Here is a 19,992-nt window from a genome sequence, read left to right as displayed (position 1 = left end):
GCTTGACAATGATTTTTAAATCAGTAGTTTATAACGCAGATAAACCAAGGCTATTTCGGTTCGCGGGTGTAGTTCAATGGTAGAACGGCAGCTTCCCAAGCTGCATACGAGGGTTCGATTCCCTTCACCCGCTCCAACTCCCTACGCCGGCGTTACTTCCTTATCCATTTCCGCCTTCATTACATCCGCCACCAGGTGGATTACCGCTATCCAAGCCGCTTTGACTTCGTCGGTATAGGCATCACCCAGCCCCTGTTTCAGGGTAAATAACAGCGCATTGCCCACCGGACTGAAATGGTTGGTTTTGACCCCGTATTTCACATGGCGCCTGGCCAGGTCCTGCAAAATGGGCACCAGCTTGTCCGGCGCATCCAGCCCCTGCACCGCAGCATCCAGCATGGCCATCAGTTTGCGTCCCTGACTGCGCAGATCCTGGCGAAATAGCAGCTTCAGTTTGGGGTCTATCTCAAACAAGGTGCGGTAGAACAACGCCGCTGCCGCATCGGCTTCGGGTTTGACCAGGGCAAATGAGTGTTTGATTAAGCGGACTTGCTGGGCTGTGACTGACATCCCTATGTCTCCATTGCACTTTATCCTGGTTACAGCATAGACAAATATTCCTTCCCTGACTTTACTAAAGACTCATGGGTGAAAAAGGGAACTGCAATCATGAAGATATCAGCCTATCAATCGGGGCACCCCTGTTGGAGCGAGCTTGGCACCACGGACTGGCCCGGCGCCAAGCAGTTTTACCGGACCCTGCTGGGCTGGGAAATGGCTGACTTGGTGGCACCGGCCGGCGCCTTCTGTATGTTCACCCTGGAGGGGGACGATCTGGGGGCCATTTTTAAATTGCCTGAGGGTGAGGTCAGCCAATGGGGCGGTTATTTTGCCTGCGATAATCTTGAGGCTACCATAGCCCGCGCCGAAGCGGCCGGTGGCAGCCTGCTGTTTGGCCCCCACGCTGTCGCCCAAGCCGGTCGAATGGCGCACATGGTCGATCCCCAGGGGGCTCGCTTCTCCCTGTGGCAGGCCGATAAACACATAGGCGCGCGCCGCTTCGGTGAATCGGGCAGCCTGTGTTGGATGGAATTGGCCTGCCGGGAGCCGTCCCGTGCCATGGATTTCTATCACCGGGTGTTCGGCTGGGATTTTCGCACTTCATCCCTGCCGGGTATGGAATACCACGAGGTACTGGCCGATGGCCGGGAATGCGGTGGCATCATGCCCATGGACGCTGAAGAGCCGGCCAACTGGCTGCTGTATTTCCAGGTGCGTGATTGCGACGCCGTGACAGGGCAAGCCCTGAACTTGGATGGCGAGGTCTGTGTGCCGCCGACGGATATTCCCAATGTGGGCCGCTTCAGCGTGCTCAAGGATCCCCAGGGAGCGACCTTTGCTGTCATAGCCCTGGATTTCTGATTTGGTCACGGATAAAAAAGGGGCGCCCTGTGGCGCCCCTTGGCATATTAAGCCTGCTCAATATTGGCAGGCAGTTTACGCCGATAGACCAACAGGTACAGGGCCGGCAGCACAAACAGCGACAGGAGCGGTGCCGTGACCATGCCGCCAATCATGGGGGCGGCAATCTTCTGCATCACATCGTTACCTGCGCCCGAGCCCCACATGATGGGCAGCAGGCCGAAGAAGATGGTCGCCACTGTCATGGCCTTGGGACGGATCCGCATCACGGCGCCCTCCATCAGCGCCGCCTTGAGATCGGCCTCGCTGTGGTACTCCCCGCTGTGTTTGCGATGGCGAATGGCGTTGTTGAGATACACCAGCATCACCACCCCGAACTCGGCCGCGACTCCGGCCAGGGCTATCATGCCCACGGCAACCGCCACAGATAAATGATAACCCAGCAGGTACAGCAGCCAAGCGCTGCCCACCAGAGCGAAGGGCAGGCTGAGCATGATGACCGCGGCCTGTAACGCCGAGCCAAAGGTCAGCATCAGCAGGATGAAGATCACCGCCAGTGCCATGGGGATCACCTGTCTGAGCTTGGCATCGACCCGCTGCATATACTCGTACTGACCGGCAAAGCTGTAGCTGTAGCGGGCCGGCAGTTTCAGCTGCTGGTCGAGTGCCGCTTGGGCGGCCTCAATGTATTCGCCAATGGAAATATCACCTATGTCGACAAACACCCAGGAGATCAGGCGGCCGTTCTCGCTTTTCAGCATTGGCGGGCCATCGCTGATCTCTATCTGGGCCAGATTGCCGAGTGGCAGGTAATGGCCCGTCTTGGTGATCACCGGCAATTCCCTGAGTTTTTCAATATTGTCGCGCAGTTCCCGCGGATAACGCAGGTTGATGGGATAGCGCTCGGCTCCCTGTACCGACTCACCGATTTGCATGCCGCCGATGGCGTAGCGCACCACGTCCTGGATATCCATCAGTGTCATACCGTAGCGGGAGGCCACTTCCAGCTTGGGGCTGATGTCTATGTAGCGACCCCCGCCGACCCGTTCGGCATAGGCGGAGCGGGTGTTCGGCAACCGGGCCAATATGGCCTCGATCTCGGCGCCAATGGACTGCAGCTCGTTAACATCGGCGCCGGTGATCTTGATCCCCACCGGCGTCTTGATGCCGGTGGACAGCATGTCGATGCGGGTCTTGATCGGCTGTACCCAGGCATTGGTGAGTCCGGGCACACGTACCGTCTGCTGCAGCTGCTCGATAATGCCGTCCAGGGTCAGGCCGGTACGCCACTCACTCTTGGGCTTGAGCATTATGGTGGTTTCCAGCATGGTCAGTGGCGCCGGATCGGTGGCGGTTTCGGCCCGACCTATCTTGCCGAACACCCGCGCCACCTCGGGCACTGTGCGGATCAGCCTATCGGTTTGCTGCAAAATCTCGGCGGCCTTGCCGGCGCTGATGCCGGGCAGGGCCGTGGGCATATACAGGAGATCCCCTTCCTCCAGTGCCGGCATAAACTCACTGCCCATGCGGCTGGCCGGATACCAGGCGCTGCCCAGTGCAATCAACGCCAGCAGCAGTGTGGTGCGCGGGAAGCGCAGCACCAGCCCCAGGGACGGACGGTAGAGAGCAATCAGTACCCGGCTGATGGGGTTGCTGCGCTCCGATGGGATCTTGCCGCGGATAAAATAGCCCATAAGCACCGGCACCAGGGTGATGGACAGCAGCGCCGCTGCGCCCATGGCAAAGGTTTTGGTGTAGGCCAGGGGCGCAAACAGACGTCCCTCCTGGGCCTCCAGGGCAAACACCGGCACGAAGCTCAGGGTGATGATCAGCAGCGAGAAAAACAGTGCCGGTCCCACCTCCAGTGACGCCTCGGCGACAATCCGCCAGTGCTCCGCCGCTATGGGCTCCCTTTGTTGCTCGGCCTTGAAGTGCTCCAGATGTTTGTGCAGGTTTTCCACCATGACAATGGCGCCATCCACCACGGCACCTATGGCGATGGCAATACCGCCGAGGCTCATAATGTTGGCGTTGATACCCATGGCATTCATTATGATGAAGGCGATGAGGATAGCCATCGGCAGGGTGATCACCGCCACCAGGGTGGAGCGGGCGTGCAGCAGGAACAGCAGGCACACCAGGCCCACCACCAGCATTTCCTCAATGACCTTGTGGACCAGGTTATCCACCGACTGGGTGATCAGGTTGGATCTGTCATAGGTAGGGATGATCTCCACCCCCTGAGGCAGACCGGTCTTCAGCTGTTCCAGCTTGGCGCGGACCGCTTCTATGGTGGCCAGGGCGTTTTCGCCGTAGCGCATCACTATGATGCCGCCGACCACTTCTCCCTCACCGTCGAGTTCGGCTATGCCGCGCCTGGAGGCCGGCCCCTTGCGAACATTGGCTATATCCTTCAGTTGCAGCGGGGTGCCTGAAACACTGGTGATTCCCAGGGGGATCTCGCGAAAGTCCTCCAGGGTCTGGCGATAGCCCTTGGCCCGCACCATGTATTCGGCCTCGGCCATTTCCACTACTGAGCCACCGGCCTCGCCATTGGCGCGGGAAATCGCCTGGCGTACCGTGGCTATATCCAGCTTGTAGATGGCCATCTTGTCCGGCTGCAACACTATCTGATAGGTCTGCTCCATGCCGCCGACTGTGGCCACTTCGGACACCCCGGCCACGCTTTGCAATTCCAGCTTGAGGTACCAGTCCTGCAGACTCTTCAGTTGCGACAGGTCCAGGTTACCGCTGCGATCCACCAGGGCATATTCATAGACCCAGCCCACACCGGAGGCGTCCGGGCCCAGGGCGGGCTGAACCCCGTCCGGCAGACGGCTGCTGACCTGGCTCAGGTATTCCAGTACTCGCGAGCGGGCCCAGTAGATGTCGGTACCATCTTCGAAGATCACATAGACATAGGAGTCGCCGAACATGGAAAAGCCGCGCACCGTCTTGGCACCGGGCACAGCAAGCATGGCGGTGGACAGGGGATAGGTCACCTGTTCCTCCACCAACTTGGGGGCCTGACCCGGATAGGGCGTCTTGATGATCACCTGCACGTCGGACAGATCCGGCAGGGCATCCAGCGGCGTCTTGCGCAGCTCACCCATACCAAAAACCGCCAGCAGCAAGGTCACTATCACCAGCATCAGCCGCTGGCGTATGCTGGTTTGAATGATGTAATTCAGCATGGCGCCTCCTAGTGCTGGTGGCCGCTGCCAAGGCGCATCAAGCTGCCCTTGAGGCTGGCCTCTGAATCCAGCAGGAATTGACCCGAAGTCACTACCAGCTCACCCTCGCTGACGCCCGAGATAATCTCAGCCCGGCCCTGGCTCAGCATACCCACTGTTACTTCACGGGCAGTGAAGCTGTTGTCGCTGAGTTTGACCACCACCCGATTCTGCTTGCCGGTCTGGATCAGGGCTTCCTGGGGCAGTGCCAGCACATCGTGCTTGGGACCGCCAAACAGGGCCACCTTGGCCAGGGTCTTGGGTCTGAGTTCCAGGCTGGCGCTGTTATCCAGCACTATCCTGACCCGCAGGCTGCGGGTCAGGGGATCCAACTCGGGATAGATGTAATCTATGGCGCCGGGCAACTCGCTGATGCCAAGGGCCGGGATGTCTATCTCGGCACTCTGACCCAGGGTCAACCAGCTTTGCTCGTTTTCAAACACATCGGCTATGACCCAAACCTTGGACAAGTCCGTCAGCGCCATCATCTCTGTCATGGGCTGGATGTACATGCCCTCACGGATATTGAGCTGAGTGACCACGCCGTCGGTTTTGGCATAGAAGGGCACCCGGTACTGGGTCTTGTGACTCTTGGCCAGTTGCACTATCTGATCCTGATTCAGGCCCAGCAATTCCAGGCGCAGCCCCGCCTTGCGCACCAGTTCTTGATAACGCTCGCTGTTGCCGGAACTCTTGAGGGTATCCAGCGCCAGCAGGTAATCATCCTGGGCATTGATAAGCTCGGGAGAATAGAGTTCATACAGCAGCTGGCCGCGTTTGATTCGGTCGCCAACGGCTTCTATGGTCAGCTTGTCGACCCAGCCGCTGACCCGGGCGTGTATGTGTTGCAGCTGACTTTCGTCATAGTCAATCTGACCCACGGTACGGACGTATTTCCACAGGGTCTGACGCTCCACCGGGGCAACTCGCAGTGCCAGGGCCTGCTGCATGCTGCCAGATACATCCACCTGAACTTCCTGATGTGCCTGCATCTCCACCTTTTCCAGCTGCATACCGCAAATGGGGCAAGTGCCGGGGGTATCGCTGATGATATGGGAATGCATGGGGCAAACGTATTTGACCGTGGCCTCACCGGAGAGGCTTTGCGGCAGCGGTTGTAACTTGGGCTGTTCCGTTTGCGAAGCCTGGTGTTGGTGCTCCGCCATGGCTTCCATCGGGTCCGGTTTGGCGTCGATGACGGCTTCTTCCTCTTCTTCCTCTTCCACTTGTTCTACCAGAAACATGTTGCACTCGGGGCAACGGCCCGGCTCATGGCTGCGCACATGGGGATGCATGGGACAGGCATAGACTTTGCCCTGTGGCGCCAGCGTTTCCGTCAGGGTTGCAGCCTGCAACGACTGCCAGGGCAGAAATGCCGGCACCGACATCGCCAGTGCGGCCAGCAGCGCGGCCTGACGTGCGCGGGGGTGGCGCAGTTTGGCATTGTTATTCATGTTAACTCTCCTGAACCGAGCCATCAGTGCTGGTGTGTCTGGTGTTTGGTGGGTTTCAGATGCATGCCACACTTGGGGCAGCTGTCTCCGGCCTGGCCTGTGACTTCAGGATGCATGGGGCAGGCGTAGCCGGGCTCAGCCTTGACCAGGTTCATGCCGCACTTGGGGCAGGTGTCGCCGGCTTTGCCTGTGACCTCAGGGTGCATGGGGCAGGCATAGACCTGTTCCATGGCCTCAATGGGATTGGCATGGGAAATACCGCTCAGCGCCAAGGCCAGCAGCAGGCTAATGATTATTTTCATCTTGTTCTCCTGCGGACAGGTCGCGTCGGGAAGCGGCAGCCTGTCCAAATTATTCATTAATTTAATGTGTTATGCGCTATAGCGCAAAGCAGGAGTTCAGGCGATAGGGGGTCTGAAATTGGCTTGAGGAGCCACAGGGGGAATATGGGGCTGGGCCATTGTAATGGTTGTGCGGGGCAGAGGCATGACGGGCCAGTCGGCGCTGTAGATAAGTCCCGTGGTCAGGGAAATGCTGAGGCAGTGGCCGCAATCCGGCTGACAACCCGTGTCCGAATCACAACAACCCTGGGATTGTTCCGGTTCAGTCATGGGCATATCGCAGCAATGGCTCTGGGATTCATCACAGTTGTCGCTGCTCATGGTCATCTGCTCATGTTCGGGCATTCCCATGGCGTAACCATTGGCCAACACTGCCTGACCCAAGAGGGCAAGCAGGGTATAGATGACCAGCAGTGACTGTCGCATGGTGCGTCCGATACAGAACATTGAACAGATCCTGATAAAACAGGCCCCGAGTTTAACATAAGCTCAAAAAGACGGCTTGATATATTTCACACTTGCTGAATTTACCTCTTAAGGGATAGTCGACAAGGATCCGATAACCTGGGTGATTGTCTTAAGGCTGGTGATTTCTTTATCAGACAGGGGCGAGAGGCAAATGTATTCAGTCAACGGCATCCAGCTCACACTTTTCACAATTATTTGCGCTGTGGCGGGCAGAGACCTTGCGGCCCATGGGGGCATGGATTAGCTTTAGCTGAATGGATTTTATGTGCACTTTCAGCGGCTTTGCTGGCTTTACGTCCCAGATGCGGATTTTCTTGGCAAAGGGGTAACAGAAGGATGAAATCAGGAGCTGTATCAAGTTTCTGTCTCCAAAACTGCACTAACATGAGCCCATAACCAGACAAATAAATTACCCTTTGGAGATAGCATCATGAACTGGCGTGCCCTATTTAAACCCAGTGCGAAAATCTCGGTATTCAGCCTGCTGGTGCTGGGTATCCTGGTGGGTGTGGTTGGCTTTTTTGGCACCCAGACCGCACTGCATATGACCAGCACCGACGAATTTTGTATGACCTGCCACAGCAATCATTCCCTCAAGGATGAAGTGATGGCTTCAGCCCATGGCAACAACAAGCAAGGCATAGTGGTGCAGTGCCAGCAGTGTCATATTCCCCAGGAACCTTTTGCCTACCTGAAGAAAAAGATCATAGTGTCCAAGGATGCGTTGACCTTTATGATGATCGATGGCTTTAATACCCAAGCCTGGCTGGACGCCAACCGCAAGGAGCAGGCCGACAAGGCACGTGACTTCCTGCGTTCCATAGACTCATCCACCTGTCAAAACTGCCATAAGCGTATCTATGATAATCAGCCGGATACCATGAGCAAGAAGGCGGTGCGTATGCATAAGAACAACGCCAAGAAAGCCCCGGAAAAACGCAAGACCTGTATCGATTGTCACCGTGGCGTGGCCCATCCTTATCCGAAGGAAGAGGCTGAAGGCGAAAAGGGTGAGAGCGAAGCCGAAGGCTAACCCAGTATTGAACAAAAAAGCCCTGCATTTGCAGGGCTTTTGCTATAGCGGCTCGCCACAGCGATAGAGGCGGTAGCTGACCTGGCCGGCCTGCTTGTGCTTCAGTTCCTGCCAGTGGGTGGGCACCGCTGGGGCGCCGAGTTCGGACTCAGTTTCCAGGTAGACCAGGGCGCCGGGATTCAGCCAGCCATGGGTCACAAGGGCATCGAGGCATTGCTGGGCCAGACCCTTGCGAAATGGCGGGTCGATAAAGATGATGTCAAAGCCTTGATCCGTACCGCGGGCCAACCATTGCAGGGTATCTCCCTGAAATACCTCGGCTTGGGTGCATTTGAGGCTGGCAAGGTTGGTTTTGAGCTGCTGCGCTGCGCCGTTTTGCAGTTCGAAGATCCTGGCGTAGGCCGCATAACGGGAAAGGGCCTCCAGTGCCAGGGCACCGCTGCCACCGAAACAGTCCAGCACCCGGGCACCGGTCAGCTCACCCATCAGCCAGTTGAACAAGGTTTCACGCACCCTGTCTGTGGTGGGCCTGAGACCCTCCAAATCCTGGATAGGTAATTTACGTGAACGCCATTGGCCACCAATGATGCGCACCTGACCCGGACGGCCAGCCGTTTTGGCAGCCCCACTCCGTGACTGTGCTGAAGTATTTTTGGCCATAGTGCCCCCAAGATTTTGCCAACAGAAAGAAAGTGGTAGACTAGGCCACCTTATAAGCGCCGCCATTCTAGCGTAAACCGCGGCCAATGGGGATGGATCCTCCTCCAGAGACTTTAGCGCGGCAATGGACAGCAAGCGCAGCGCGCTATTCGAGCATCGGTATCATACATGTCAAAGAAAGGTTTTTTTTCCTGGTTCCGCCGGGACAAGGAAGACGCTGCCGCAGAGGCAGTGCAGCAAACACAACCCGGGGCGGAAGCCAAGGTAGCGGAGCCAGTACCTCAGGCTGCTGAGCCTGAAGTGGCCGTCGACACTCAAGCAGCTGAGGAAGCTGCAGCCCAGGCCAAGGCGGAAGCCGAAGCTCAAGCCAAGGCGGAAGCCGAAGCTCAGGCCAAGGCGGAAGCCGAAGCTCAGGCCAAGGCGGAAGCCGAAGCTCAAGCCAAGGCGGAAGCCGAAGCTCAAGCCCAGGCAGAAGCCGCAGCCAAGGCCCGGGCGGAGGCCGCAGCTCAGGCTCGGGCGCAAGCCGAAGCTCAGGCCCAGGCAGAAGCCGAAGCTCAAGCTCAGGCGGAAGCCGAAGTTCGAGCGGAAGCCGAGGCAGCCCAGGCCATAATGGCGGCGGAAGCGGCGGCCGAGGCCGAGCAACTGCAGCCCGAGCCCCAGGAAAAGCCGGTTCGCGAGGGTTTCTTCAGCCGTCTCAAGCGCAGTCTTAAGCGCACCAGCGAAAATATCGGCAGCGGCTTTATCGGTCTGTTCCGCGGCAAGAAGATCGATGATGAGCTGTTTGAAGAGCTGGAAGAGCACCTGCTGATCGCCGATGTCGGGGTGGAAACCACCAGTCGTCTTATTGCCAAGCTGACAGAGCACGCCAGTCGCAAGCAACTCAAGGATGCCGAGGCCTTATACGAGCTGCTCAGGGAAGAAATGCACAAGACCCTGGCGCCGGTGAGCATTCCCCTGGTGCCCGAAAATGCCGAAGGCCCCTTTGTGATCCTTATGGTCGGCGTCAACGGCGTCGGCAAGACCACCACCATAGGCAAGCTGGCCAAACAGTACCAGAGCCAGGGCAAGAGCGTGATGCTGGCCGCCGGTGACACCTTCCGTGCCGCCGCAGTGGAGCAGCTGCAGGTCTGGGGTCAGCGCAACAATATTCCCGTGGTGGCCCAGCACACGGGGGCCGACAGTGCCAGCGTGCTGTTTGATGCCCTGCAGGCCGCCCGTGCCCGCAAGATAGATGTGCTTATCTGCGACACCGCCGGTCGCCTGCAGAACAAGAGCCACCTGATGGAAGAACTCAAGAAGGTGGTGCGGGTGATGAAGAAGCAGGACGACAGCGCGCCCCACGAGGTGATGCTCACCCTGGATGCCAGCACAGGCCAGAATGCCATCAGCCAGGCACAGTTGTTCCAGGAGGCGGTGGGTGTCACCGGCATCACCCTCAGCAAGCTCGATGGCACCGCCAAGGGCGGGGTGATCTTTGCCATTGCCGATAAATTTGGTATTCCTATCCGTTACATAGGTGTGGGTGAGCAGATTGATGATCTGCGCGAGTTCAATGCCCGCGACTTTATCGATGCCCTATTCAGCCAGGATAAAACGGATAACTCATGATTCGATTTGAGCAGGTCAGCAAGATCTACTCCGGGGGCCAAAAGGCCCTGACCGATGTCAGCTTCCATCTGCGCAAGGGCGAGATGGCCTTCCTGACCGGCCACTCCGGGGCGGGCAAGAGCACCCTGCTCAAGCTCATTACCGTTATCGAGCGTGCCAGTGCCGGGCGGGTGTGGATCAACGGCCACGACATCGCCGGTATTGACCGCGGCCATGTGCCTTTTCTGCGCCGGGAGATCGGCATGATTTTTCAGAACCATCATCTGCTGATGGACCGCAGCGTGTTTGACAACGTGGCCCTGCCGCTGGTGATCGAGGGCTTCAGCCACGGCGAGATCCGCAAACGCGTCGCGGCGTCGCTGGACATGGTGGGCCTGTTTGGCAAGGAAAGACACAATCCCATCATGCTGTCCGGCGGTGAGCAGCAAAGGGTGGGCATAGCCCGCGCCATAGTCAACAAGCCGGCCTTGCTGCTGGCGGACGAACCCACGGGTAACCTCGACCCCAAGCTGTCGATGGACATTTTGCGCCTGTTCGAGACCTTCAACGATGCCGGTACCAGCGTGCTGATCGCCACCCACGATCTGGGTCTGATAGCACGGATGAAATACCGCACCCTGACCCTGAAACAGGGACGTATGCTGGGCGCCCAGGAATTGGCGACCGGTGGTGAACCCAACTGAGCCCCAGACGCCACGAGGAACCCCGATGGCCAATCATGCCGATTTGACCCGCAGCAAGTTGCCCATATCCGGCCGGATAGTGATGTTCTTTATCCGACATCTGCAACAGGGCATGGCCAGCATGGGCGAGCTGTGGCGCAATCCCGTATCATCAGTGATGACCATGGCGGTGCTGGGAGTGAGTCTGAGCCTGCCGGCGGCATTGCAGGTGCTGGTGAAAAACGCCGAGACTGTGACCCAGTCCTGGAACAGCGCCGCCGAAATCTCCCTTTTTATCGATGAAGGCCGCAGCGAGCAGGCGATCCAGAGCCTGATCTCCCGGATCAAGGTGTTTCCCGAAGTGGCCGAGGTCAACTACATCGACAGGGCCAAGGCCTTGGATGAATTCCAGCGCCTGTCGGGTTTTGGCGAGGCCCTGGCCTACCTGGATTCCAATCCGCTGCCGGCTGTGGTGACTGTCACCCCTACGGCCCGTTATTCCAGCCCCACAGGTGCCCGTGAGCTGTTGTCGAAGCTGGAGCGGGAACAGGAGGTCAGCTTCGGTCGCCTCGACATCGAATGGCTGGAGCGTTTGCAGGCGGTGCTGAGGCTGCTGGAGCGCACTGTGCTGGCCATCGCCGCCCTGCTGGTGCTGGCCGTGGTGCTGGTCATAGGTAACACCATACGCCTGGCGATAATGAACCGGCGCAGTGAAATCGAGGTGATGAAGCTGGTGGGGGCCACCGAGGCCTTTATTCAACGGCCGTTCCTCTACACCGGCATTTGGTACGGCATTATCGGCGGCTTGCTGGCCTGGCTCATTATCAACCTGCTGGTGTGGTATCTCGACGGTGCCCTGGCCGAGTTGCTGGGACTTTATGGCAGCAGTATGCAGATGCAATCGCTGTCGGTAAAAGAATTGTTACAACTGGTATTGCTGGCGGCCTTTCTCGGCTGGCTGGGTTCATATCTTTCAGTACGTCAACATCTTAGGGCGATTGAGCCCTCCTGAAGTCAGGGTCAAAAGTGAACTTTTATTCACTTGAACAGTCTCAAAGTCGGGGACAAAATAAGCCCCGATGGACTGGTGCCTTGACATAGAATGTCAGATATCCGATAGTTCATCAGCTCATAAGCACCCCGATACGCGGGGGCATGTGGCACAACTGAGTAGTAAACAGGAGTTCCAATGACTGAACAAACGCAATCAATGGCACTGATGGTTCCCCAGGGAAGCGGTAGCCTTGAAGCCTACATTCATTCGGTCAACAGCATGCCAATGCTGGAGGCGGAGGAAGAGTACGCGCTTGCCAAGCGTTTACAGGCAACCGGGGACCTGCAGGCGGCGAAACAGCTGATTATGTCGCATCTGCGCTTTGTGGTGCATGTGGCCAAGGGTTATGCAGGTTATGGCCTGCCCCAGGCCGATCTTATCCAGGAAGGCAACATAGGCCTGATGAAGGCCGTCAAGCGTTTCGACCCCGAAGTGGGTGTGCGCCTGGTGTCATTTGCCGTGCACTGGATTAAGGCTGAAATTCATGAATATGTGCTGAAAAACTGGCGCATAGTTAAAGTGGCCACCACCAAGGCCCAACGTAAACTCTTCTTCAACCTGCGCAAGGCCAAGCAACGTCTGGGCTGGTTCAGCGATGAGGAAGTCACCATGGTGGCGGAGAATCTCGGCGTGTCCAAGGCGGATGTGACCGAGATGGAATCGCGCATGGCGGCCCAGGATCCGGCCTTCGATCTGCTCAACGACAGTGACGATGAGCATGATTTTGCGCCGGTGCATTATCTGGAAGACCATTCTTCCGATCTGGCTTCCCAGGTGGAAAACGACAACTGGGAAAGCAATTCCCAGGCGCGTCTGCTGTCGGCCATCAAGACCCTCGACGAGCGCAGCCAGCACATTCTGCGAGCCCGTTGGTTGGACGATGACAAGATCACCCTGCAGGAGCTGGCCGATACCTATCAAGTGTCCGCCGAGCGCATTCGCCAGTTGGAAAAGAATGCCATGAACAAGCTCAAGGCCTGCATGGAAGCCTGATCTCGAAAGCATCTAAAGAAAAACCGGCCAAGGCCGGTTTTTTTGTGCGCGCTTTTTATGACTTTTTAGTACTTGGCTTTAACCGCGGCAATCAGCGCCTTGCGGTTGGGCTTGAGCCCTGAGTCAATGAGCTCGGGCCAGGGATGGTAGCGCCGGGGCCGTTTGAAGCGTGCCAGCCGGGGGGCGAGAAAGGCATCCAGCTGCGCCTGACTCGGCATGGTGTTCCGGCAACCTTCCCGGCAACGCAGTATGGCCTGGGGCAGCAGCCCAAATTCAGGATCTTCGGCGCCGAACACCAACGCCTCTTCTATCTCCGGATGCTGCTTCAGGGCCGCTTCCACTTCTTCCGGTTGCAGGTTTTCACCGCCACAGACGAACATGTTGTCTTTGCGGCCATTCACATGCAGCCGGCCATGCTCATCTAGCCGGCCCAGATCGCCGCTGGCAAACCAGCCATCGGCGGTCAGCGGCAGGTTAATCTTGTCACCTTCCAGATAACCGAGGAACAGGCAGGGCCCCTCCAGCTGGATTTCCCCATCGACCAGCCGCAGTTCCCGCCCCGGCAGCAAGTGGCCACTGTGGCCCATGCCCTCAACACTGGCATTGATAAGACCTGTGGTGATCTGCGACGACATTTCCGTCATGCCATAGCTGCCAAAGGCGCTGACATTGAGTTCCTTAAGTCGCGTCAGCAGGTCGGGCGCCAGGGCGCTGCCGCCGAGCAAAAGGGCTTTCACTCTGCCCAGGGCATCCGGGTCTTCCACAAGCAGTTTGCGCAACTGGGTCATCACCAGCGACAGGTGACTGACCTTAAAGCGGCGAATGTCCTTGGCAAGCCCCTGGGCCGACGGCAGCACCAGAGTGGCCCCGGCAAGGGCGCAGCGGTTAACTATCGCCAGACCGCCGATATGAAACAGCGGCAGCGACAGGAGCCAGCGATCCCCAGGTGAGAGTGGGATCAGGCTCGCGGCGCCCTCGGCACTGGCCATGTGATTGTTCAGACAATGGAGCGCCGCCTTGGGTTTACCGCTGGAGCCCGAGGTGAGGATCAGGTTCACCGGCCGCAAGGGATCGATTGGCGCGGGTGTTGGGGGCTCAAAGGCGCTGCTGGCAAAGTTTGGCAGCGGCAAGTTCGGTAAAGGAAAACGCGGCACAGACATGCCGTTGAGCTTGAGATCATGCTCGGTATCTAGGCTCAGGGCGTCCAGGCGCAGCTCTGTGGCCAGCTGAGCCAGCTGGTCCTCGGGTAAACGCCAGGACAGGGGGCAAAACAGGCTGCCGGCATCGACACAGGCCCAATAGAGGATAATCTGCTCCAGGCTGTTGGGGCCGATCACCCCCAGGCGCTTAATCTTGGCTTGCTTCAGGGCCGCGGCCGTGGCCAGCACCCTATGGTTGAGTTCACCGTAGCTGAGCTGAATCTCACCGTTCTGGTTCTCACTGAGCTGGGCCTTGGCAATGACGGCGATGGCGTCAGGCTGGCGTGCCGCCATCCGGTGCAAGGGGCTGATGCCGGCTAACATCCCGCCTCCCAGGATGCCAATAGCGGCAATTGCCCGAACTCCAGGCGCAGGGCCTTGCCGCTGCTGACCAGCAGATCTGCCTCAAAGGCGGCAAGCGTGTCCAGCCCCGGCGCCTCATCCGGGGTTTCCTGGGCGGCAAAGGCAGCCAAATCGCTGATGCCGAGCGAGGATTCCAGTGTCGAGCTGATAATACAGCGCATGCCCAGTTGCTGCGCCGCTGCAATCAGCGCCTGCACCTTGGCCGGGCTGCCGATCAGCATGGGTTTGAGCACCAGGGCCCTGAGCCCTGCCAGTGGACTCAGCTCGAAGTCGGGGGCATTGAGGGGCGCATCCAGGGCATAGCCCAGACCCAAGGCACTGTGCAGGGCCTCGCAATCGGCGCTTTCCCGGCAGGGGTCTTCAATAAAATCGATACTGATCCTGGGCAGACAGGCGCAAAAATCCGCGGCCTGGGTGAGTGTGAAACCGCCGTTGGCATCAAGGCGTAACCTGATATCCGGCCTCGCGGCCAGCAGGGCATAGATCAGCCTAAGCTCAGTCTCAACGTCATTCTGCGCTATCTTGAGCTTGGCAAAGCGGCAATCCCTTGGCAGTTTGGCCAGCCGCTGCACCAGCTCATCGGCTGTTTCATTGGGCAGGCGATAAATCAAAGGCACAGGGGCAAGCCTGGGTTGCCTGGAGGTGAGTTGACCTTCCAGTTTCAGGGCCAGTAGTCCCAGGCCCCAGGCGAGGGAAGGCAAAGCCGTTTGCCCGGCAGCCCTTTCCAGCGCCTCGGTACTGCCAAGTTGCGGCAACAAAGCGATCAACTCTTCCTGCAGCTGCCTCAGGCTTTCACGGCTGAAGCCCTCAATGGGCTCGCCATCCATGTCGGTGCCACTAAGCGGCGCCAGTTCCACCACGGCTTCGTCCTGGTCCGTGAAAGCCCGCAGCAACAGACCATGACGGCTGGTTATGCGCTGGCGGCCCACCGGCAGGGGCGGATTAAGCGGGATTTGATAGCCATAGAGTGCCAGACGGGTTATTTCGGTCACTGTTATAAGCCTTTTTGCAGATGAATTTGTTGCAGTTGCTGAATAAGCACCTCTGCCACCGCCTCGGGCCTGGCCAGATGGCAGTTATGCCCGGCCGCCACAATGGGGTGTAAGTGCAGCTTGTTAGTGCCGGGCTGCTGCTCCGCTTGTGCCCGCCATGCCTGGGCCAGGGCTGCAAACTTGCTGTCCCGTTCGCCATAGAGGTAATGCACGGGACAGGGCAATTGGCCGGGCAGGGCACTCAAATCCTGTTGCAGTCCAAGTGAGCAGGCCTGCAGGCAGTTTGCCAGCGCTGCCGGGTTCTGGCCTGCGCGTTTTTCGATTAATGCTGACCGTGCTTGCTCACTCAGTTCGGCAAAGGGCGGCTGGCGATACCAGGCATCCAGAAAGTCTGTCATGGGCTCATGGCGCAGCCGCTCGGCCCAGACCGCATCACTGGCGATCCTCTCTTGCCGCTCGGATGCCGATGCCAGACCGGGATGGCTGGATTCCAGGGTCAGGCTCAGCAGGCGCTCCGGCGCCGACAGGGCCAGCTGTTTAGCCAGGTGCAGGGCTATGCGGCCGCCGAGGGAATAGCCGTAGAGATGAAACCTGCCCGGTTGGGCACCATGGGGTGTAATGCTGTCCAGCTGCGCCAGAATACGGGCCGCCGCGGCCTCAAGGCCCGGTGTGGGCAAGGGCTGATCGACATTCAACCCATGGCCCGGCAGTTCGGGACAGAGGCAATGAAAGTGGGGTTCAAGCAAATGCAACAAGGGCTGCCAATCATGGCGATCGCCGAGAAAGCCATGCAGCAGCACCAGTAGCGGCTTGCTCACAGTTGCTTCACCCACTGGCCCAGTGTGGCGATTTGAGCGCTGGCCTGGTGGCTGGAAACGCTGACCTCGATGACGGAGGCGCCATTGTGCTCCAGCGCCGCCTCGTAGGCGCTGATAAAGTCATCCAGGCACTCGACCCTGTCATAGGGCAGGCCAAACATGGCGGCACCATAACCGAATTCCAGTCCATGACTGAGGCGGTAGAAGTCGCTGCGCAGGGCCTCGGTGGGGACCGGCAAGAGGTTGAAGATGTTGCCGCCGTCATTGTTGAGCACCACTATCACCAGCGGATTGCCGAGATCCCGTGCCAGGGCCAAAGAGTTGAGATCGTGCAGGGCCGACAGATCACCCAGCACCAGGCTGGTGGGGCGTCCACCATGGCGTGCCAGGCCGCAGGCGGTGGCGAGCAGGCCATCTATGCCCGAGGCGCCGCGGTTGGTGTAAGTGGTTGCTGCGCAGCAACTGATGGGGGCGTACATGTCGTACAGCCGCACCGGCAGACTGTTGCCGAGCAGGAACTGTTGTTCCGTGGTGCGTCTGGACACCATGGCGCGGACCACCTGGGCCTCGCCGAATTCGCCGCTGTCGATATGCCGGATGAAGAGTTGCTCCAGCTCCTGGTTCAGTCCCGTCAGTTCCGTGGCCCAATTGGCCGACGAGGAGCGGGGCCAGTTCAGGGCCGCCAGTTGCCCGGCACTGGCCAGCCACACCTGCTTGTTGCTGTGGTCTGGGTCCAGCCGTTGCTGGCTCGGCAGCACCTGCCACAGGCTGTGCCAGTCGCGATTTTTGATGTAGGCCAGTAGCCGCTTCGACAGCAGACGGCCACCTATCAGCAACAGCCTGTCGGCCTGCTCCAGCAGGGCCTTGGCCTTGGGCTGTTGCAACAGCTGATCTATATGGCCAATGACGGCGGGATGCTGCCTGAGCTGGCTTTGGGCATCGGTCAGCAGCGGCCAGCCCAGACTCTGGGACAGGGCAATAAGTGCGCCGGGATCCTCTTCGGGTGTCAGGCAGCCCGCCACAATCACGCCCTTGCCGTGGGCAAAGCGCAGCATGGCATCCTGGGGTGGCAGAGACAGGGGGGAGTGGGGCGCGAATTGCACCAGGGGTGTTTGTTGTTGCTGCCAGGCCTCCAGCGGCCGCAAATAATCGGCAAAACCGCTCAAATTCGCCTGGCCATCGGGATACAGGGGCTCGCGGAACATGCAGTTAATGTGCACCGGCCCTCTGGCATTAGCGACCTTCTCATCTATGGCGCTCAGTAGCGCCTGGGGCGGCAGCTGTGGGTCGGCCGGTGGCAGATTGAGCCTGTCGGCATAACCGGCAAAGATGCCGCTCTGGTCTATGGCCTGGTTGGCGCCACAGCCCAGCAGCTCCGGAGGTCGATCGCCGCTGAGTACCACCAGGGGGACGCCGGTTAATGCGGCTTCGATAACTGCCGGATAGAGGTTGGCAACAGCGGTGCCCGAGGTGGTGATTATGGCTACGGGGGCGGCACTGGCCTTGGCCAGTCCCAGGGCTAAAAAGCCCAGACCGCGCTCATCGAAGTGCAGGTGGCGCTGCATTTTATCCTGGGCGGCGGCTGCCAGGGTCAGAGGTGTGGAGCGGGAACCGGGCGCCATACACAGGTGTTGCACGCCAAGACGGGCCAGTTCTTCGAGGATCAGCGATCCCCAGAGCAGGTTCAGATCGGCGAGGCTGTGACTGTCAGGCTGCATGGGCTGGGCTCCGGCAAGGGTTTGCTATCCAGTGTACCCTTAATCTTTTCAGTCAGATATCTCTGCCAGCGTAAAAATGCGAGCCGCTTCAACCCTGGTTGTTAATCCACTCGCTCATGACCACATGGGTCTTGATTTTCACTATGTCTATGTGGGTGTCTATGTATTCGCGGATCTCGTGCAAACGGCGCATCGAGGGGGCGTGGACATAGACCAGCAAATCCATGTCACCTGAGATACCGCGGCAGGTGATCACCTCGGGGATGGCCTGAAACACATGCACCACATCGGCACAGCGGGGGCATTTGTGCTGGATCTCGAAATAGGCCGACACCCCTTCCTTTTGGGATTCGCTCAGCAGTACCTGATAACCGCGGATAACGCCGCTTTGCTCCAGCTTCTTGATCCGCTCGGCCACGGCGCTGCGGGACAGATTGACCTGCTCTGCGATGGCAGACACGCTCTGGCGGGCATCCTGGCGCAGGGCATTGATGATGGCTTGATCGAATTTGTCCAACTTGAACTCCGTTGATTTACAGCACACCGGCATTTTGCCGGCATTTTAGCTGAAAACCGGCAAATTGTCGGTATTGTGTGTGACTCTGGCGGAAAAGGGCGGCAGATTGGCGGAGGCCTTGGGACTATACTTTTGCCATTCAGAGCCGGGGTAATTTAGCAGATGGAACAGATTAGCGGAACTATAGGACGTTGGCAGGGCGCGGGCCTGATGGCCACCACTTTGCTGGGCACAGGGGTGTTTATCTTACCGCAGATGACATTGGAGCTGGCGGGCAGCGGTGCCCTGTTGGCCTGGATCCTGCTGACCCTGGCCATCATTCCCGTTACCTTGGTGTTCGGACGCCTGGCGAGTCGTTTTCCCCATGCGGCGGGACCGGCCTTCTTCGTGGAAAAAGCCTTTGGCCGTACCCTGGGACGAACCATAGGGCTGATCTTTTTGCTGGTGGTGCCCATGGGAGCGCCGGCCGCGATCCTGATGACCTTCCAATTTGTGACCGCCTTGATCCCCCTGGCGGGTTGGGGCCTGTTACTGGCGCAGTTGCTGGTGATCTTCGGTTTGTGGCTCGCCAACCTCAAGGGTTTGCACCTGTCGGCCAAGGCCCAATTTGGTCTGACCCTGGGGATAGTGACAGTGGTGTTGGCGCTGTTGTCGGCCTTCGGGGTGCAAGGTGGCCAGGTTGAACTGACCTTGCCCGAGTTGAGCCTGGCGACGTCCCCCGTTATGGCGGCGGCCGGCATTGCCTTCTGGAGCTTTCTCGGAGTTGAGGCCATGACCCATCTGGCCAACGACTTTCGCGAGCCACAAAAGGATATGATCCCGGCGATGATGTTGGGCACAGTGCTGGTGGGGCTGATCTACGTGGTCTGCACCGCCCTGTTGATGCTGGTGCCAAGCGAGGCCCCCGTGGCCATGATGGGAGTGTTTGATACCCTGCTGGGTGGTGGTGGCGCCAAAATTATCGGTATCTTGGGCATTGCCTCTGGCCTGGCGACGGTAAACGTCTATTCCGGCAGTGCCGCTCGCCTGCTGTGGAGCTTCAGTCGTGAGGGCATTACGCCGCGCTGGTTCGGCAAGCTTAACAGCCATGGGGTGCCGGTGCGGGCGCTGACCGGGATCCTGGGGTTGATGGCTTTTGTACTCAGCCTGTGTTTCCTGTTTGGTCAGGAGTTGGAGCATCTTATTGCCTGGAGCAACGGCGTGTTCGTCATCATCTATCTGCTGTCGATGTTGGCGGCCTGGCGCCTGCTGGGGCGGGAATGTCGTCCTTGGATAATTCTGGGACTGCTGTTCTGTATTGGTATGGCGGCGGCTCTGGGTGAGCGCATGGCCTATGCCCTGATGCTGGTGGCCATAGTGGCGCCGATACTCTGGTGGCAAAAGTCCCACCTGGCCAAGATCCCCGCCAGTCAGGGCTGATAAGGAAGGGCACAGGTGACACCTGTGCCCCTTTTGCT

18 protein-coding genes and 1 tRNA gene are annotated in these 19,992 nt (G+C 58.9%); 8 read left to right on the top strand and 11 right to left on the bottom strand.

From position 1 onward, the window contains the following. Nucleotides 1-62: 62 nt before the first annotated feature. Nucleotides 63-136, top strand: a tRNA-Gly gene (locus tag JYB84_RS17620). A gap of 5 nt (nucleotides 137-141) precedes the next feature. On the opposite strand, the gene JYB84_RS17615 is transcribed toward JYB84_RS17620, so the two are convergent. Next, the gene (locus JYB84_RS17615; RefSeq protein ID WP_207321302.1) at nucleotides 142-570 is read right to left on the bottom strand and encodes a globin family protein; all 429 of its coding nucleotides are present in this window, start codon (nucleotides 568-570) and stop codon (nucleotides 142-144) included. Nucleotides 571-669: 99 nt separating this feature from the next. Between JYB84_RS17615 and JYB84_RS17610 the strand changes: the two genes are divergently transcribed. Beyond that, nucleotides 670-1,422 (top strand): VOC family protein, encoded by a 753-nt coding sequence (locus tag JYB84_RS17610; protein ID WP_207321301.1) that lies wholly within the window; start codon nucleotides 670-672, stop codon nucleotides 1,420-1,422. A 47-nt stretch (nucleotides 1,423-1,469) separates the two neighbouring features. On the opposite strand, the gene JYB84_RS17605 is transcribed toward JYB84_RS17610, so the two are convergent. The 4 genes from JYB84_RS17605 to JYB84_RS17590 all read right to left on the bottom strand — a co-directional run bounded on the left by JYB84_RS17605 (nucleotide 1,470) and on the right by JYB84_RS17590 (nucleotide 6,897). Then, nucleotides 1,470-4,616 carry an efflux RND transporter permease subunit gene (locus JYB84_RS17605; RefSeq protein ID WP_207321300.1) on the bottom strand — a complete coding sequence of 1,049 codons (3,147 nt, stop codon included), beginning with the start codon at nucleotides 4,614-4,616 and terminating at the stop codon, nucleotides 1,470-1,472. 8 nt (nucleotides 4,617-4,624) lie between these two features. Further along, nucleotides 4,625-6,109, bottom strand: a complete 1,485-nt coding sequence (locus JYB84_RS17600; protein WP_207321299.1) for an efflux RND transporter periplasmic adaptor subunit — start codon at nucleotides 6,107-6,109, stop codon at nucleotides 4,625-4,627. A 23-nt stretch (nucleotides 6,110-6,132) separates the two neighbouring features. Continuing rightward, entirely contained in the window at nucleotides 6,133-6,411 is a 279-nt protein-coding gene (locus JYB84_RS17595; protein WP_207321298.1) for a heavy metal-binding domain-containing protein, read from the bottom strand. 96 nt (nucleotides 6,412-6,507) lie between these two features. Then, nucleotides 6,508-6,897, bottom strand: coding sequence for a hypothetical protein (locus JYB84_RS17590; protein ID WP_207321297.1), 390 nt, complete (start codon nucleotides 6,895-6,897; stop codon nucleotides 6,508-6,510). A 451-nt stretch (nucleotides 6,898-7,348) separates the two neighbouring features. Here JYB84_RS17590 and JYB84_RS17585 point away from each other — a divergent pair, with 451 nt between their 5' ends. After that, a complete protein-coding gene (locus JYB84_RS17585) occupies nucleotides 7,349-7,951 on the top strand; it encodes a NapC/NirT family cytochrome c (protein ID WP_207321296.1) in 603 nt (200 codons plus the stop codon). A 42-nt stretch (nucleotides 7,952-7,993) separates the two neighbouring features. Here the strand turns inward: JYB84_RS17585 and rsmD are convergent, their stop codons facing one another. Further along, nucleotides 7,994-8,611 (bottom strand): 16S rRNA (guanine(966)-N(2))-methyltransferase RsmD, encoded by a 618-nt coding sequence (gene rsmD / locus JYB84_RS17580; protein WP_207321295.1) that lies wholly within the window; start codon nucleotides 8,609-8,611, stop codon nucleotides 7,994-7,996. A gap of 168 nt (nucleotides 8,612-8,779) precedes the next feature. On the opposite strand from rsmD, the gene ftsY reads away from it, so the two are divergent. From ftsY to rpoH, 4 genes are all read left to right on the top strand, one after another. Further along, nucleotides 8,780-10,219 (top strand): signal recognition particle-docking protein FtsY, encoded by a 1,440-nt coding sequence (gene ftsY / locus JYB84_RS17575; RefSeq protein ID WP_207321294.1) that lies wholly within the window; start codon nucleotides 8,780-8,782, stop codon nucleotides 10,217-10,219. Beyond that, entirely contained in the window at nucleotides 10,216-10,902 is a 687-nt protein-coding gene (gene ftsE / locus JYB84_RS17570; protein ID WP_207321293.1) for a cell division ATP-binding protein FtsE, read from the top strand. Before ftsY ends, ftsE begins: the two co-directional genes overlap by 4 nt. A gap of 25 nt (nucleotides 10,903-10,927) precedes the next feature. Beyond that, a complete protein-coding gene (gene ftsX, locus JYB84_RS17565) occupies nucleotides 10,928-11,893 on the top strand; it encodes a permease-like cell division protein FtsX (protein WP_207321292.1) in 966 nt (321 codons plus the stop codon). Between the two features lie 177 nt (nucleotides 11,894-12,070). After that, complete coding sequence (gene rpoH, locus JYB84_RS17560) at nucleotides 12,071-12,928, top strand: RNA polymerase sigma factor RpoH (RefSeq protein WP_207321291.1); 858 nt, start codon at nucleotides 12,071-12,073, stop codon at nucleotides 12,926-12,928. Between the two features lie 65 nt (nucleotides 12,929-12,993). Here rpoH and menE read toward each other — a convergent pair whose 3' ends face one another. From menE to JYB84_RS17535, 5 genes are all read right to left on the bottom strand, one after another. Continuing rightward, nucleotides 12,994-14,451, bottom strand: coding sequence for an o-succinylbenzoate--CoA ligase (gene menE / locus JYB84_RS17555; RefSeq protein WP_207321290.1), 1,458 nt, complete (start codon nucleotides 14,449-14,451; stop codon nucleotides 12,994-12,996). Further along, nucleotides 14,445-15,482: an o-succinylbenzoate synthase gene (menC, locus tag JYB84_RS17550; RefSeq protein ID WP_228290839.1), complete on the bottom strand. Its 1,038-nt coding sequence runs from the start codon at nucleotides 15,480-15,482 to the stop codon at nucleotides 14,445-14,447. The genes menE and menC overlap by 7 nt, the downstream gene beginning before the upstream one ends. Nucleotides 15,483-15,484: 2 nt before the next feature. Then, a complete protein-coding gene (gene menH / locus JYB84_RS17545; RefSeq protein ID WP_228290836.1) occupies nucleotides 15,485-16,300 on the bottom strand; it encodes a 2-succinyl-6-hydroxy-2,4-cyclohexadiene-1-carboxylate synthase in 816 nt (271 codons plus the stop codon). Further along, the gene (menD, locus tag JYB84_RS17540) at nucleotides 16,297-18,018 is read right to left on the bottom strand and encodes a 2-succinyl-5-enolpyruvyl-6-hydroxy-3-cyclohexene-1-carboxylic-acid synthase (RefSeq protein ID WP_207321288.1); all 1,722 of its coding nucleotides are present in this window, start codon (nucleotides 18,016-18,018) and stop codon (nucleotides 16,297-16,299) included. The genes menH and menD overlap by 4 nt, the downstream gene beginning before the upstream one ends. Nucleotides 18,019-18,106: 88 nt before the next feature. Then, a complete protein-coding gene (locus JYB84_RS17535; protein ID WP_207321287.1) occupies nucleotides 18,107-18,535 on the bottom strand; it encodes an Lrp/AsnC family transcriptional regulator in 429 nt (142 codons plus the stop codon). Nucleotides 18,536-18,697: 162 nt separating this feature from the next. Here JYB84_RS17535 and yjeH point away from each other — a divergent pair, with 162 nt between their 5' ends. Then, nucleotides 18,698-19,954, top strand: a complete 1,257-nt coding sequence (gene yjeH / locus JYB84_RS17530; RefSeq protein WP_207321286.1) for an L-methionine/branched-chain amino acid transporter — start codon at nucleotides 18,698-18,700, stop codon at nucleotides 19,952-19,954. Nucleotides 19,955-19,992: the final 38 nt, after the last annotated feature.

Source organism: Shewanella cyperi (assembly GCF_017354985.1).
GTDB lineage: Bacteria > Pseudomonadota > Gammaproteobacteria > Enterobacterales > Shewanellaceae > Shewanella > Shewanella cyperi.
The sequence above is the reverse complement of the archived record's forward strand: the minus strand, read 5'-3'. Positions and strand labels throughout refer to the sequence as shown.